Raw genomic sequence first — 13,621 nt, forward strand, 5'->3', positions numbered from 1 at the left:
TGTCATAGTGGCTGCGGAGACTCGCCGCCCAACAACAAGGAGGAACGAAGATGCAGCCGCTGCCCCAGCGCCCTTTCATGCGCGCCACCCTGGCCTCGCTGGCCGTATGCACCTTGCTCGTCGCCTGTGGCGGCGACGATGACGACTACCCCACGCTGAACGGAGACAAGCCCCTGGTGGTGGGCCACCGCGGCGCCAGCGGCTACCGGCCCGAACACACCTTGGCGTCGTACCAGCTCGCCATCGACATGGGCGCTGACTTCATCGAGCCCGACCTCGTGGCCACCAAGGACGGCGTGCTCGTCGCGCGCCACGAGCCCAACATCACCAACACCACCGACGTCTCCACGCGTGCCGAGTTCGCCGACCGCAAGACCACCAAGGTGGTCGACGGCGTGTCCGAGGAAGGCTGGTTCGCGTCCGACTTCACGCTGGCCGAGCTCAAGACCCTGTTCGCCAAGCAGGCCAACGCCGCGCGCGACCAGAACTACAACCAGCAGTTCCGCATCCCCACGCTGCAGGAGGTGCTGGACCTGGCCAAGAACGAGAGCACGCGGCTGGGCCGCACCGTGGGCGTGATCCCCGAGACCAAGCACCCGACCTTCCACGTGAACCTGGGCCTGAAGCTGGAAGACCGCCTGCTCGAACTGCTGGCCACGTACGGCTACACGCAGAAGAGTTCGCCCGTGGTGGTGCAGTCGTTCGAGGTGTCCAACCTCAAGTACCTGCGCACGAAGACCCAGATCCGGCTGGTGCAACTCATCGACGGCGACTCGGTCGACAAGAACGGTGTGATGCAACTGGTCGCGCCCTACGACAAGCCCTACGACTTCGCGGTGGCCGGCGACCCGCGCACCTTCGCCACCATGCTGACGCCCGCGGGCCTCAACGAGATCAAGACCTACGCCGACATCATCGGCCCCTGGAAGCCCTACCTGATCCCGACCAAGCAGGTCGACGCCAACAACGACGGCCAGCCCGACGACCTCAACGGCGACGGCAAGATCGACGAGCGCGACCGCGTGGTCATGCCCACCACCGACGTGATCAAGAACGCCCACGCGGCCGGCCTCATGGTCGTGCCCTACACCTTCCGCAACGAAGTGACCGGCCTGCCCTCGGACGACAAGGGCGACCCGGTCAACGAGTACAAGCGCTTCTACGCCGCGGGCGTGGACGGGCTGTTCAGCGACTTCCCGGACACCGCCCTCAAGGCCCGCTGAACGGGACGCATCAGATTCGCCTCAGCTGCAGGGTGTAGCCTCGCGGCTGTGCGCATCCTGCTCCTCGAAGACGACCCCTCGCTCGGCAGCTCGCTGCAGTCCTGGCTGCAGCTGGACGGCTATGCCGTGGACTGGCTGCAGCGCGGCGACCAGGCCGCCGCCGCGCTGGCCACGCACGACTACCAGTGCCTGCTGCTCGACCGCGGCCTGCCCGGCCTGGACGGCGACGCAGTGCTGGCCGCGCTACGCCAGCGTGGCGTGCTGGTGCCCGTCATCGTGATCACCGCGCGCGACACCCTGCCCGACCGCGTGCAGGGCCTGGACCTGGGCGCCGACGACTACCTGGTCAAGCCATTCGACCTGGAGGAACTCTCGGCCCGCATCCGCGCGTTGCTGCGGCGCGAGGCACGCCAGGTCTCCACCGAGCTGCGCCACGGCCCTGTGGTGCTGGACACCGCGGCCAAGCGCGTGCTGCTGGACGGCGCGCCGCTGGCGCTCACCGCGCGCGAGTTCGCCGTGCTGCGCGCGCTGATGCGCCGGCCCGGCCAGATCCTCTCGCGCGCGCAGCTGGAGGAAGCGCTGTACGGCTGGGGCGAGGAGGTGGAGAGCAACACCATCGAGGTGCACATCTACAACCTGCGCAAGAAGCTGGGCAGCGGCTTCATCACCACGGTGCGCAACCAGGGCTACGGGCTGGCCACACCGTGAAGGCTTCTTATTCGCTGCGGCGCCGGCTGCTGGCCTGGGTGCTGGGTGCCAGCGTCACGGCCTGGCTGGTGAGCCTGGCCATCGTGGTCGGCGTGGCCTGGCACGAGTCCAGCGAGGTGTTCGACGAGGCCCTCGAAGAGACCGCCCGGCTGGCCCTGGCGCTGGGCACCGATCCGCAGCAGCGCAGCGCCACGCCGCGCGCCGGCAGCGCGCTCGCGGGCGAGAGCCGGCTCAAGCTGTACTACCAGTTGGTCGATGCCGACGGCCGCGTGCGCAGCCGTGCCGAGGATGCGCCCGCGCAGCCGTTCGTGCGCGACGCCAGGCGGCGCGACTTCCACGCCAACGTGTGGATCGACGGCAGCTACTGGCGCGTCTATGTCGAACGCGATGCGCGCAGCGGCCTCACGGCCCAGGTCGGCCAGCCCTGGAAGGAGCGCGCGGACCTGCTGGAGGAGATGGCCGAGAAGCTGGCCTGGCCCATGCTGGGGCTGCTCGTGCTGCTGGGCACGGTCTGCTGGCTGGCGATCCGGCGCCAGCTGGCACCGCTGGAGCGCACGGCCGCCGGCATCGCCGCCAAGTCGCCGCAGGACCTCTCGCCCGTGGCCGATGCCGGCCAGCCGCGCGAGCTGCGGCCCATCCTCGACGCGCTGAACGCGCTGCTGGGACGGCTCGGCCAGGCACTGGAATCCGAACGCCGCTTCACGGCCGACGCCGCGCATGAACTGCGCACGCCGCTGGCCGCGCTGCGCATGCGCGTGCAACTGCTCGAACGCCAGCAGGCCGGCCCGGCCGAACCGCTGCGCGCGCTGCGCGAGGACGTGGACCGCTGCACGGCACTCGTCGAAAGCCTGCTCGCGCTGGCCCGGCTCGACCCGGCACAGGCCGCGCCGGCACGCCAGCGCGTGGACCTGGCCGCACTGTTCGACAGCCTGGACCGCAGCCCCGCCCAGGCCCGCGGCATCACCGTCACGCAGGCCGTGGACGCTGCCGCACTGCAGGCCGAGCCGGCGCTGCTGGCCAGCGCGCTGCGCAGCCTGCTGGACAACGCCGTGCGCTACGGCCGCCCCGGCGGCCGCGTGCACCTGAGCGCCACACCGCGGCCCGATGGCGGCGTGCGCCTGGGCGTGGCCGACGACGGCCCCGGCGTGGCACTGGCCGACCGCGCGCGCCTGGGCGAGCGCTTCTTCCGTGTGCTGGGCTCGGGCCAGGCCGGCAACGGCCTGGGCCTGTCCATCGTCGCGCGCACCGCGGCGCTGCATGGCGCCCGTCTGCACTTCGCGGACGGGCTGGACGGCAGGGGGCTGGCGGTGCTGCTGGACTTCCCGCCCCGTCAGGGCAGCAGCGCGTAGCGGTAGCGCGCGGGCGCGTCGCCCGAGCCGGAGAAGTGGTAGGGCAGCACCAGGTCCTGCGGCCGCGTCGGCAGCGCGTCCGTCAGCGGCTCGACCCACAGCAGCGGGCGCTCCGCCGGCAGGCGACCGTCGCCGTCGTCGACCTCGACGTGCGCGCGCGGGAACTGCACCCGCAGCGCACCGGCCAGCGTGCGGTCGTTCGACACAATGGTGCCGCTGCCCGCATAGCCGCGCGCGCGCAGCGCCTGGGCCAGCTCGCGCACGGGCTGGTTGAGCTCGTCGGGCTTGTCGCGCAGGGCGTTGTAGGGCACACGCGCCGTCAGCAACACCAGCACCAGCACCGCCACGGTGGCGATCACGCGGCGCAGCCGCGGCAGCCGGGCATGCCCGGCCAGTTCCGGTGCGCAGCCGAAGAAGGCCACCGGCAGCAGGAACAGGAAGGGCATCATCCAGCGGTCCTTGAAGCGCGTGACCTCGCCGAAGACCGTCATCGCCAGGAACAGCAAGCCCAGCGCCAGGAAATAGCGCCGCCACAGTGCCTGCATGTCCACGCCAGCGCCATCCGGCGGCGCGGCCGGCCGCCACCAGCGCGACCAGGCCCGCAACGCATCGCGGCCGAACACCAGGCCCAGCGTCAGGGCCCAGGGGCCGGCGAACGCCAGCACCGCCAGCACCAGGCTGGACAGGCCCAGCCACAGCCCGTGGACGAAACCGACCGGCACCTTGCCTGTCAGCTTGCCGGCCGTGGATTCGATCGCCTGGTTCCAGTGCTGCAGCACCCACAGGCCATGCGGCACGACCATCAGCGCGGCCACGGCCACGGCCAGCAGCGTCCAGCGGCTGCGCAGCACGGCGCGCGTGTCGCGCCCGGCCAGCAGGGCCAGCAGCAGCACCGCGAGAAAGCCCACATAGCTGTACTTGGTCAGCATGCCCAGGCCCGCGACGAAGCCGGTCAGCAGGTACAGCCCCGGCCGGGGGCGGTGCAGCAACGCCATCACCACCGCCAGCGTGGCCGCGGACACGGTGGTCAGCAGCACCGAGTGCGTGAGGTCGCGCGAGGCCTCCCAGCCGATCTGCGGCATCAGCAGCATGCTGGCCGCCGCCACCGCGGCAAGGCTTGCGGGCATCAGCATGCGGCAGGCCAGCCAGACGCAGACATAGGCCGACGCCAGCAGCGCGTTCTTGAGCAGCGACAGCGTGAACACCGACACGCCCAGCACCTGGAACACCACCCATTGCAGCCAGGTGTACAGCGGCGGCTGGGCGCCGTAACCCCATTGCAGGTGCTGGGTCCACACCGCCTGCTCGGCCTCGTCGAGCTCGAGCGCCGGAGAGACCAGCACGCGGCCCAGCACATGGGCCGCGAAATAAAGCAGCAGCCAGCCCCAGGGCGGCATGGCCGTTGCGGGGAGAATGCGTGCGCGCGCAAGCGCAGGGGGGGTGCCGGCCATCGTGGGGGAAGCTCGAATTCGCGCGCGATGATAGCGGCCCCCGCCCGCACCAAAGCCCACCGGGGCGGCCGGCCATGGCGCCGGCGGTCGCGCCCGTCCCCAGAATGCAGCCCCCATCACGATGTCCACCGTCCCTTTGCCCGATCCCACGCTCCTGCACTCCGCCACCGCACCGCAGCCGCCGCAGGTGTCCATCGTCGTGCCGATGTTCAACGAGGCCGAGAGCGTGTCCGACCTGGTCGCACGCGTGGGCGAGGCCATGCAGGCCAGCGGCCGCAGCTTCGAACTGATCGCCGTGGACGACGGCTCGCGCGACGGCACGCCCGCGCTGCTGCGCCAGCTGGCCCACACGCGGCCGTGGTTGCGCCCGGTCTGCCTGGCGCGCAACTACGGCCAGTCGTGCGCGTTGCAGGCCGGCTTCGACCGCGTGCAGGGCAGCTACGTGGTGACGCTGGACGCCGACCTGCAGAACGATCCGCTGGACATCCCCGCGCTGCTGGACCGGCTGGACGCCGAGCCCGAACTGGACTCCCTGTCGGGCTGGCGCCAGAACCGCCAGGACAAGGCCTTGTCGCGCAAGCTGCCGTCGATGCTGGCCAACCGGCTGATCTCACGCACCACGGGCCTGCAGTTGCACGACTACGGCTGCGCACTGAAGGCCTACCGCCGGCCCATCGTCGACCGCATCCGGCTCTATGGCGAACTGCACCGCTTCCTGCCGCTGCTGGCGCACGACGCCGGCGCGCGCATCGCCGAGGTGCCCGTGCGCCACCATGCACGCGCCAAGGGCAAGTCCAAGTACGGCATCGACCGCACCTTCCGCGTCGTGCTCGACCTGGTGCTGGTGCTGTTCTTCCTGCGCTACCGCCAGCGCCCGCTGCACGCCTTCGGCGGCCTGGGCCTGTGGCTGGCCACGCCGGGCACGCTGATCCTGGCCTGGCTGTTCGCGCAGAAGCTGGCCGGCGAGGCCATCGGCGGCCGCCCGCTGCTGCTGGCCGGCGTGATGCTGGTGCTGGTGGGGATGCAGCTGGTCGTCGCCGGGCTGATCGGCGAGGTCATGATGCGCATCTACTACGAGGGCGGTGGCGGCAAGCAGTACCACCTGCGCGAAGACCCCGAGACCCCCGACGCGGCCCGCTGAGCCGATGGCCTGGCTGCGCATCGCGCTCGCGCCCGTCCTGCTGCTGGGCGTGCTGTGGTTCGTCGACCTCGGCGACGTGGCGCGCCAGCTGCGCCAGGCCCACCCCGGCTGGCTGGCGGCGGCGCTGGCCAGCGCGGTCGCGTCCAACCTGGTCTCGGCCTGGCGCTGGCGTTCGCTGGTGCGCTGGCTGGGCCATGGCCTGGCGCTCGGGCGCGCGCTGCGGCTGTATTTCCAGGCCATGGCGCTGAGCGCGCTGTTGCCGGGTGCCGTGGTCGGCGGCGACGTGTTCCGCGCCGTGGCGCTGCGCCGCGGCGGCATGGAGACCTGGGCCGCCGGTTTGTCGGTGCTGCTGGACCGGCTCAGCGGCCTGTGGATGCTGTGGGTGCTGGCGGCCGCGACGGCCGCCTGGGCCTGGCACGGCGGCGCGCAGGCGGCACTGGTCGGCTGGGGCCTGCCGGCCTTCAGCGTGGCGCTGCCGGCCGTGGCCGCGGTGCTGCTGCTGGCCCTGCCGGCGGCGCTGCTCTGGGGCCTGCAGCGCGCGCCCCGGCCAGGCCGCGCCGCCGTGCTGGCGCAGCGCACGGACACCGCCGGCGAGTTCGGCCGCCAGTTGCTGCAGTCGGCGCTGGTGCAGCTGCTGTCGGTCGGTGCCCTGGCCTGCTGTGGCCAGGCACTGGGCCTGCAGCTGCCGTACTGGACCTATGCCATCGCGGCCGCCCCGACCTTTCTGATGGCCGCGCTGCCGGTCAGCTTCGGCGGCTGGGGCACGCGCGAGGCCGCTGCCGCGCTGAGCCTGGCGCCGTTCGGCGTGGCGGCTGCGCCCGCGGTGGCGGTCTCCCTGCTGTACGGCGTGCTCGGGCTGGTGCAGGCGCTGGCCGGCCTGGGGCTGACGCTGCTGCAGCGGCGCACCGAGCGCTGAAGCCGGCCGCACAATGCGGCCCATGTCCGAGCCCACCCTGTTGCGCATCGAGCCCCTCGCCGAGCGGCATTTCGCCGGCCTGCACCAGGCACTCGACCAGGTGGCGCGCGAGAAGCGCTACCTGGCCTTCACGCAGGCACCGCCTTTCGAGGAGGCCCAGGCCTTCTACCGCTGCATCGTCTCGGCCAACCTGTGCCAGTGCATCGCCGTGCTCGACGACGCAGTCGTCGGCTGGTGCGACGTGCTGCCGGTGCGCGGCGAGGCACGCGCGCATGTCGGCACGCTGGGCATCGGCCTCGTGCCCAAAGCGCGCCATCGCGGCATCGGCGACCGCCTACTGGAGCAGGCCATTGCCGGCGCCTGGGCGCGCGGCATGGCGCGCATCGAACTGGCCGTGCGTGCCGACAACCTGAATGCCCAGGCCCTGTACCAGCGCTTCGGCTTCGTGCAGGAAGGCGTGCAGCGCCATGCGTACTGCATCGATGGCGCCTACCACGACAGCCTGGCCATGGCGCTGCTGCGGCCCGGTCTCTAGACGGACGCCGCCCACTGCGCGGCAACGCGCGCCGCCTGCGCGATCGGGGCGTCCAGCGCCGGCGCATCGGCCGCATGCCGCGTCGTGAGCACGGTCAGCACCAGCGGCGCGCGTGCCGGCGGCCACACCACGGCCACGTCGATGGCCGAGCCGTAGGCCCCCTGGCCGCTGGTGCCGGTCTTGTTGCCCACCAGCCAGCCGGCCGGCATGCCGGCGCGGATGCGCGCCGCGCCCGTGACCGTGCCACGCAGCCAGGTGGCCAGTTGCTCGCGTTGCGCCGACGCCAGCGCGTCGCCGACGACCAGCTTGCGCAGGCTCTCGGCCATGGCGCGCGGCGTGGTGGTGTCGCGCGGATCGCCCGGCAGCGAGCTGTTGAGCGCCAGCTCCCAGCGGTCGAGCCGGAATTGGTCGTCGCCGATGCTGCGCATGAATGCCGTGAGCCCGGCCGGCCCGCCGATGCGCTGCAACAGCAGGTTGGCGGCGGCGTTGTCGCTGGTCTGCACGGTGGCCTCGCACAGCGCGCCCACGGTCATGCCCTGGGCCAGGTGCTGCGTGGTGACGGGCGAATGCGGCAACAAGTCGCCGTGCGTGTAGCGCACGGGCTGCGCCAGCAGGCCGGGCTCGGTATTGCTGCGCGCCAGGATGGCGGCGGCCAGCACGGCCTTGAAGCTGCTGCACATCGGAAAACGCTCGTCGGCGCGCTGGCCCAGCAGCGCACCGTCGGTGGTGTCGAGCGCGCAGACGCCGATGCGGCCGGCAAAGCCCTGCTCCAGCGCGGCGAGGTCGCGTTCGGCCTGCGCCTGGCCGGCGCGGCGTGCCGGTGCAGCACAGGCGCTGACCAGCGGCATGGCGGCAGCGGCCAGCAGCAGCGTGCGGCGGCTGGACATGGAGGATGGGTGCATGGAAGGGGCTCCGAATGAGAGGTTGGATGGGAGGAAGGTGTCGCGACGCTGCGCATGCTAGGCAAGGGCCACTGCCACACCAAGCCCCGGACTTGACCGCTGCGCACGGGTGTAACCTGTGTCACATGCCTGGCGCCTCGATCACCGTCGAACTGAGTTCCCCGCAGACCGTGGACGGCCGGCCGGCCACCTACCAGTCACTGTGGCTGCTGGTGCGCCTGCTGCACGCGCATGCCGCAGGCCAGCCGGTGCGCATCGACGACCTGCGCGGCCAGGTCTCGGCCGCGCGCACGCAGCGCATGCTGGTCAGCCGCGCCTTCCGCGACTTCAAGGCCTGGGGCCTGGCGGTTGGCTGGGGCGAGGACCGCCAGCGCGACCCGCGCTTCCTGAACGCAGAACGCCGCAGCCAGGGCCCGTTCTGGCTGCCCGAGGCCCAGGCGCAGCGCCTGCTGCTGCTGGTGGAGGGCCAGGCGGCCACGCCGGCCGAGCGCGCGGCCTTCCTGGGCCTGCCGGCGCCGTTGGGCCATGCGGGCGCGGCGCCGGGTACGGCACCTGACGCCGTGCACCTGCAGGACGCCGGCTTCTGGCAGCAGCTGGTGGCCGCACAACAGGCCATGCGCCAGGGCCGCTGGGCAGCACAGCTGACGGCCGGCGGCGCGCCCGCGCCGGCCAGCGCGCTGCAGGCCATGCGCAGGGCGGCCCAGCTGGCCGGCAGCGACTTCCAGCGCGCGCTGGTCACGCTGAACGAGGCCCTGCTCTGGCGCCGCATCGGCGACGACGCGCAGGCACGCCGCCGCGTGCAGGCGCTCGGCCGCCAGCGCCTGGCCCGCCACGTGGCCGGGCACGACTACCTGGGCGCCATGGCGGCCATCGTCTCGGCCTGGTGCGACTACACGGCGCGCGACCTGCCGGCCGCCCGCGCGCAGCTGCAGACCATTGCGCGCGATCCGGCCCAGGGCGCGTTGCTGGCCCACCACCCGCAGGTGCGCTTCGAGTGGAGCAACCTGTGGGCGCTGGCCTGCCGTTCGCAGGCACTGGGCAGCGCCGCGCAAGCGCCCGCGCAGGCTGCGGCGCAGGCCGAGGAGTCGCTGCAGCATTTCGGCCGCGCGCTGGCGGCGGCCTTCGAGTCGCACTCCTTCGACGCGGCCCAGCACGTGGCGGCCAACATGGGCATGGCAGTCTGGCTGTTCGAGCGCGTGGGACTGCAGGCCGGGGTGGACGGCGCCCGGCCGCGCGCCATCCAGTGGATCGCGTTCAGCGAATGGCTCAGCGGCCAGGCCGAACTGCAAGGGCGCTCTGCCTGGAATGCGATCTACCTGCTGCGCATCGCGCGCGGCGCCTGCCAGCCGCCGCCGCGCCCCACGCTGGCCCAGTTCCGCGCACTGGCACCGCTGACCCCTGCCACCCTGGCGCGGGAGGCCGGCCCGCTGGCGGAGGTGTTCCGTGGCGCCGACTGGCCGAACGACTGGGTCCAGGTGGCCAGCCAGCGCCTGGCCGAACACCGCAGCGGCGCGCGCCGCTATCCGGGCCTGCAGTACTGCGGCCTCTTGCTGGAGCAGGCCTGGTTCGCCGCGCACGCCGGCGCGCTGGCCCTGGCGGCACAGGCGCTGGCCGCGTTGCGTGAGGCCCTGCCCCAGCTGGTGGCCAGCGACCGCGCCTACTTCCGCGAGGTGTGGAACGACGGCCTGCCGACCGAGCTGCTGGCGCTGGAGCCGCCACCGCGCCGGCCGCGGGCGCGCTGAAGCTGCGCAGCTGGCAGACAAGCGCCCCAGGCCAACCAGACATTAGCCCGCACCGCGACACAGGTCACTTGTATCAAAACGCGCGATCTGTGACAAAACACGATAGCAACACAAGCGCTGCAGGGCAGGCCTACAGTTGCCGCCAACAAGCCGAACAAATGGGGCGGACACGCCCACCAGCGCGGGGGAGGCACAAGCATGCACGCAAGCACCATGGTTTCATCGCGCCCCGGGTTCCTGGGCCAACCCCGTGTCGACCCGGGTGCGTTGCCAGAAGCAGCCATGGAATTGGCAAACCGCCATGCCCGCGATGACGCACCCCTGCTGATCAGCGGCCAGGCCGGCACCGGTCGCGCGCGCATGGCGCGCGCCGTGCACTATCTGGGTCCGCGGCGCCCGCGTCCCTTCATTCCCCTGCACTGTGCGACGCTGCGCGGCCAGCAGTTCGAGAACGCCCTGCCCACGCTGGTGCAGATGGCCGAAGGCGGCACGCTGTTCCTGGACGAGATCACGCACCTGCCGGCAAGCGGCCAGGATGCGCTGTGGCGCATGCTGCAGACGGGAAGTGAACCCGCGGTCCGCTGGATCGCAAGCGCCGAGGACCTGCCTGCGCGGGCGGCTGCGGGCACCTTCCACGGCGCGCTGCTGCAATGGCTTGCCACGGCCCGCATCGACCTGCCGCCGCAGCTGCCATGAGGCCCTGCGCAAGGGCTGGAAGGCATCAGACCGGATCGATGCGGTAGCCGACCGCCAGCGCCTCGGTGTACTCGGCATATGGACCCTCGCGCAACTGGCCCGGCACGAGTTGCGCCGGCGGCTTGAGATAGGCCTGCACACGCAGCGCGGCGTGCGGCGCATCGAGGGCTTCGACGGCGATCTCCGCGCGCACGTAGCCGCCCGGCAGGCCCACCTCTTCGAAGGCGTCCATCGCCGCCAGCAGCGCGGCGTCCACCGCGAAGACCTCGCCTGCCACGTGCTGGCCCCGGCCCGGCAGGTCCACGAGCCAGGGGGCGCGGTCCTCGTTGGGCAGCTGCACCACATACAGCGGATAGGGCTGCTGCGTGCGGTAGCCCCCGCCGACACGGCGCCCGCTGTTGCGGAAGAAGTTCGGAAAGCCCTGCTTGAGGGTGCCGTAGACGAAGACCAGCGTGTCCATGGCCTTCACCCCAGGCGCAGGCGGTAGAAGCGGCTGTCCACCGCCATGACGGGAAAGGCCGGCGGCAGCGCCGCCCGGTCGACCAGGGCGAAGCCGTTCTTCTCGTAGAAGCGGTGCGCGGCCAGGAATTGCGCCGTGGTCCCCAGGTAGACCTGCGCCACGGCCCGCGCGGCCGCCCATTGCGCCAGCGTGTCCAGCAGCCCCTGCGCCACGCCGTGGACTGCGCCGCGCCACGCCGGCGCGACGAACATCTTGCGCAACGCGGCCTGCCCGCCGCCGATGTCGCGCAGGCCGATGCAGCCGACCACGGTGCCACCGGCCTCGGCCACCCAGAAGTTGCCGCTGCCCTGCTGGTAGAAGCCCTGGATGTCGGCCAGGTCCGGCTGCGCTGCGCGCGTGATGGGGATGCCGAACTCCTGCTGCTGGATCGGCAGGATCAGTGCGGCGATGGCATCGGCATCGGCGGGGCGGGCGGGGCGGATGGTTGGCGCGCTCATCCCTGCAGTGTGCCGCAGGCCGCAGCGTGCCCCCCCGCAGAGGCGGTGCGGCGTCCAGTTCAGCGGTACCGGGCGGCCGTGATGAATTGGCCGAAGCTCTCGCACCAGACGATCACCGTGGTGTAGCGCGCCACGTCGATCGGTTCGGGCACGGCCACCACGAAGTTGCGGAAGGTGCGCACATCGCCCACGCGCGCCATGCCGGCCTTCAGGCGCAGGAAGTCGGCTTCGGTCTCGACGAATTCGGGGGAGAGGTAGAGCTTGTAGTCCGGCCCCGGCGCCAACTCGCCGGCCAACGCGATGCTGCGCGCCGCCACCGTGACCGTGCCCTCGCCCCAGTGCAGCGCGTCGCTGTCCTTCAGGTCGCGCCGGAACTGCGCGGTCCACTGCGCGGAGCGGGCCTGGGCCGCGACCTCGGTGGCGCTGGGCGCAGGCGGTGCCGTGAGGATGGGCAGCAGGTAAATGCCCAAGCCGACGCCGAAGAGCAGCACCAGCGCATGCGAAACCAGCAACAGAGCGAAGCGTGTGACGCGGGACATGGCAGCGCCTGGACATTTGGGAGGCCGCATTGTGCGCAAGGCGCATCGGTCCGCCAAGCGCGTCCCGCCACGGCATTCGCAGCACGGGCAATCGTATGCGAAAGACACATAGCCCTCGCGCGTTAGCCCCGATGCATACCAGTGCGGCGCAGTGCCGATAATCGCCGGCACCCGGCAGCGGCCGGCGTCCTGCGCGTCGAACGGTCGGGCGCACGGGACTCTTCGAACACCAAGGAGCCATGCATGACCGTTTGGAAACTCGACATCGCCCAGACCGTGGCCGTGGCTGCGGCGCTGCTGGCGCTGGGCGAATACATCAAGAACCGCGTTCCCCTCTTCTCGCGCTACTTCATCCCGGCGCCCATCATCGGTGGGCTGATCTTCTCCATCATCGCCCTGATAGGCCACCAGAGCGACAGCTTCGGCTTCCAGTTCTACGAGAACATGCGCAGCTTCCTCCTGCTGGTGTTCTTCACGACCATCGGTTTCTCCGCCAGCTTCGAGCTGCTCAAGAAGGGTGGCGTCGGCGTGGCGCTGTTCCTGCTGTGCGCCGTCATCCTGGTGTGCGTCCAGAACGGCGTGGGCGTGGCGCTGGCCCAGGCGCTCGGCGCGCATCCGCTGATTGGCCTGGCGGCGGGCTCGATCTCGCTGACGGGCGGCCACGGAACGTCTGCCGCCTTCGGCCCGCTGCTAGAGCAGGCCGGCGCGGTCGGCGCACTGCCGGCGGCGATCGCCGCGTCCACCTACGGCCTGGTGGCCGGCTGCGTGATCGGCGGGCCGGTCGGCACACTGCTGATGCGCCGCTACGGCCTTCGTGGCCCCAAGGTGACCGGCACCAGCGACAGGACGGAGACCACCCGCATCCAGACCGCCGTGGAAACCACGGACACCAACGACGACACCGTCCTGCGCGCGACCATCTTGCTGATGGTGGCCATCGGCTTGGGCACCGTGCTGGTCAACTGGCTCAAGGACATGGGCCTGACGCTGCCCGCCTATCTGGGCCCGATGCTGATGGCCGCGGTGATCCGCAACATCATCGACTGGCGCAACTGGGCCTTGCCGAGCCGCCAGTTCGAGGTGGTGGGCAACGTCTCGCTGGCCTTCTTCCTCACCATGGCGCTGATGTCCATGAAGCTGTGGGAACTGGCGGCCGTTGCCGGGCCGCTATTGGCGATCCTGGTGGTGCAGACCGCCATCATGTTCGCGTTCGCCTACTTCGTGACCTTCCGGATCATGGGCCGCGACTACGACGCCGCCGTCATGGCCGCCGGGCACTGCGGCTTCGGCATGGGCGCCACGCCCAACGCCATGGCGAACATGCAGGCGTTCGCACGGGTCAACGGTCCGTCGTTCAAGGCCTTCTTCGTGATCCCGCTGGTGGGCTCGCTGTTCATCGACTTCTTCAACGCGGTGATCATCACGTCGTTCATGGGCTTCTTCAAGTAAGCCCGGTACGGGC

Annotated in this window: 14 protein-coding genes; 9 read left to right on the plus strand and 5 right to left on the minus strand. The window is 71.6% G+C overall.

The genetic code is table 11. The features are described 5' to 3' along the window. Positions 1-50 precede the first annotated feature (50 nt). The 3 genes from ACSQ4M_RS02085 to ACSQ4M_RS02095 are packed head-to-tail and all read left to right on the plus strand — an operon-like array spanning position 51 to position 3,280. Positions 51-1,223 carry a glycerophosphodiester phosphodiesterase gene (locus ACSQ4M_RS02085; protein ID WP_436188024.1) on the plus strand — a complete coding sequence of 391 codons (1,173 nt, stop codon included), beginning with the start codon at positions 51-53 and terminating at the stop codon, positions 1,221-1,223. Positions 1,224-1,271: 48 nt separating this feature from the next. Further along, the gene (locus ACSQ4M_RS02090) at positions 1,272-1,931 is read left to right on the plus strand and encodes a response regulator transcription factor (RefSeq protein ID WP_436188025.1); all 660 of its coding nucleotides are present in this window, start codon (positions 1,272-1,274) and stop codon (positions 1,929-1,931) included. Next, positions 1,928-3,280, plus strand: a complete 1,353-nt coding sequence (locus ACSQ4M_RS02095) for an ATP-binding protein (RefSeq protein ID WP_436188026.1) — start codon at positions 1,928-1,930, stop codon at positions 3,278-3,280. Before ACSQ4M_RS02090 ends, ACSQ4M_RS02095 begins: the two co-directional genes overlap by 4 nt. Here ACSQ4M_RS02095 and ACSQ4M_RS02100 read toward each other — a convergent pair. Further along, positions 3,262-4,731, minus strand: a complete 1,470-nt coding sequence (locus tag ACSQ4M_RS02100) for a glycosyltransferase family 39 protein (RefSeq protein WP_436188027.1) — start codon at positions 4,729-4,731, stop codon at positions 3,262-3,264. The genes ACSQ4M_RS02095 and ACSQ4M_RS02100 overlap by 19 nt on opposite strands. A 121-nt stretch (positions 4,732-4,852) precedes the next feature. Between ACSQ4M_RS02100 and ACSQ4M_RS02105 the strand changes: the two genes are divergently transcribed. Genes ACSQ4M_RS02105 through ACSQ4M_RS02115 form a run of 3 tightly spaced genes read left to right on the plus strand, consistent with a single transcriptional unit; the run spans position 4,853 to position 7,323 of the window. Then, positions 4,853-5,872, plus strand: coding sequence for a glycosyltransferase family 2 protein (locus ACSQ4M_RS02105; protein WP_436188028.1), 1,020 nt, complete (start codon positions 4,853-4,855; stop codon positions 5,870-5,872). Positions 5,873-5,876: 4 nt separating this feature from the next. Further along, entirely contained in the window at positions 5,877-6,788 is a 912-nt protein-coding gene (locus ACSQ4M_RS02110) for a lysylphosphatidylglycerol synthase transmembrane domain-containing protein (RefSeq protein ID WP_436188029.1), read from the plus strand. Between the two features lie 22 nt (positions 6,789-6,810). Beyond that, on the plus strand, positions 6,811-7,323 hold the full coding sequence (locus ACSQ4M_RS02115) for an N-acetyltransferase family protein (protein ID WP_436188030.1): 513 nt from the start codon (positions 6,811-6,813) through the stop codon (positions 7,321-7,323). On the opposite strand, the gene bla is transcribed toward ACSQ4M_RS02115, so the two are convergent. Continuing rightward, entirely contained in the window at positions 7,320-8,210 is an 891-nt protein-coding gene (gene bla, locus ACSQ4M_RS02120; RefSeq protein ID WP_436193952.1) for a class A beta-lactamase, read from the minus strand. The genes ACSQ4M_RS02115 and bla overlap by 4 nt on opposite strands. A gap of 140 nt (positions 8,211-8,350) precedes the next feature. On the opposite strand from bla, the gene ACSQ4M_RS02125 reads away from it, so the two are divergent. Further along, positions 8,351-9,967 carry a hypothetical protein gene (locus ACSQ4M_RS02125; protein ID WP_436188031.1) on the plus strand — a complete coding sequence of 539 codons (1,617 nt, stop codon included), beginning with the start codon at positions 8,351-8,353 and terminating at the stop codon, positions 9,965-9,967. A gap of 282 nt (positions 9,968-10,249) precedes the next feature. Next, complete coding sequence (locus ACSQ4M_RS02130) at positions 10,250-10,663, plus strand: sigma 54-interacting transcriptional regulator (protein ID WP_436188032.1); 414 nt, start codon at positions 10,250-10,252, stop codon at positions 10,661-10,663. A 25-nt stretch (positions 10,664-10,688) separates the two neighbouring features. Here ACSQ4M_RS02130 and ACSQ4M_RS02135 read toward each other — a convergent pair whose 3' ends face one another. Genes ACSQ4M_RS02135 through ACSQ4M_RS02145 form a run of 3 tightly spaced genes read right to left on the minus strand, consistent with a single transcriptional unit; the run spans position 10,689 to position 12,159 of the window. Further along, on the minus strand, positions 10,689-11,123 hold the full coding sequence (locus ACSQ4M_RS02135; RefSeq protein ID WP_436188033.1) for a gamma-glutamylcyclotransferase family protein: 435 nt from the start codon (positions 11,121-11,123) through the stop codon (positions 10,689-10,691). 5 nt (positions 11,124-11,128) lie between these two features. Beyond that, positions 11,129-11,620, minus strand: a complete 492-nt coding sequence (locus tag ACSQ4M_RS02140; protein ID WP_436188034.1) for a GNAT family N-acetyltransferase — start codon at positions 11,618-11,620, stop codon at positions 11,129-11,131. A gap of 59 nt (positions 11,621-11,679) precedes the next feature. Then, on the minus strand, positions 11,680-12,159 hold the full coding sequence (locus tag ACSQ4M_RS02145) for a DM13 domain-containing protein (protein ID WP_436188035.1): 480 nt from the start codon (positions 12,157-12,159) through the stop codon (positions 11,680-11,682). A 141-nt stretch (positions 12,160-12,300) separates the two neighbouring features. On the opposite strand from ACSQ4M_RS02145, the gene gltS reads away from it, so the two are divergent. Beyond that, positions 12,301-13,608 (plus strand): sodium/glutamate symporter, encoded by a 1,308-nt coding sequence (gltS, locus tag ACSQ4M_RS02150; RefSeq protein WP_436188036.1) that lies wholly within the window; start codon positions 12,301-12,303, stop codon positions 13,606-13,608. The last annotated feature ends 13 nt before the right edge of the window (positions 13,609-13,621 follow it).

The sequence above is a fragment of the Pseudorhodoferax sp. LjRoot39 genome (genome assembly GCF_964253035.1).
Lineage (GTDB): Bacteria > Pseudomonadota > Gammaproteobacteria > Burkholderiales > Burkholderiaceae_C > Pseudorhodoferax.

Excerpts from the sequence above, each read along its gene's own strand:
- ACSQ4M_RS02110 (WP_436188029.1), top strand. The coding sequence starts at position 5,877 with ATGGCCTGGCTGCGCATCGCGCTCGCGCCCGTCCTGCTGCTGGGCGTG.
- ACSQ4M_RS02125 (WP_436188031.1), top strand. The coding sequence starts at position 8,351 with ATGCCTGGCGCCTCGATCACCGTCGAACTGAGTTCCCCGCAGACCGTG.
- ACSQ4M_RS02085 (WP_436188024.1), top strand. The coding sequence starts at position 51 with ATGCAGCCGCTGCCCCAGCGCCCTTTCATGCGCGCCACCCTGGCCTCG.
- ACSQ4M_RS02100 (WP_436188027.1), bottom strand. The coding sequence starts at position 4,731 with ATGGCCGGCACCCCCCCTGCGCTTGCGCGCGCACGCATTCTCCCCGCA.
- ACSQ4M_RS02130 (WP_436188032.1), top strand. The coding sequence starts at position 10,250 with ATGGAATTGGCAAACCGCCATGCCCGCGATGACGCACCCCTGCTGATC.
- ACSQ4M_RS02115 (WP_436188030.1), top strand. The coding sequence starts at position 6,811 with ATGTCCGAGCCCACCCTGTTGCGCATCGAGCCCCTCGCCGAGCGGCAT.
- ACSQ4M_RS02140 (WP_436188034.1), bottom strand. The coding sequence starts at position 11,620 with ATGAGCGCGCCAACCATCCGCCCCGCCCGCCCCGCCGATGCCGATGCC.
- ACSQ4M_RS02145 (WP_436188035.1), bottom strand. The coding sequence starts at position 12,159 with ATGTCCCGCGTCACACGCTTCGCTCTGTTGCTGGTTTCGCATGCGCTG.
- ACSQ4M_RS02105 (WP_436188028.1), top strand. The coding sequence starts at position 4,853 with ATGTCCACCGTCCCTTTGCCCGATCCCACGCTCCTGCACTCCGCCACC.
- ACSQ4M_RS02135 (WP_436188033.1), bottom strand. The coding sequence starts at position 11,123 with ATGGACACGCTGGTCTTCGTCTACGGCACCCTCAAGCAGGGCTTTCCG.
- bla (WP_436193952.1), bottom strand. The coding sequence starts at position 8,210 with ATGTCCAGCCGCCGCACGCTGCTGCTGGCCGCTGCCGCCATGCCGCTG.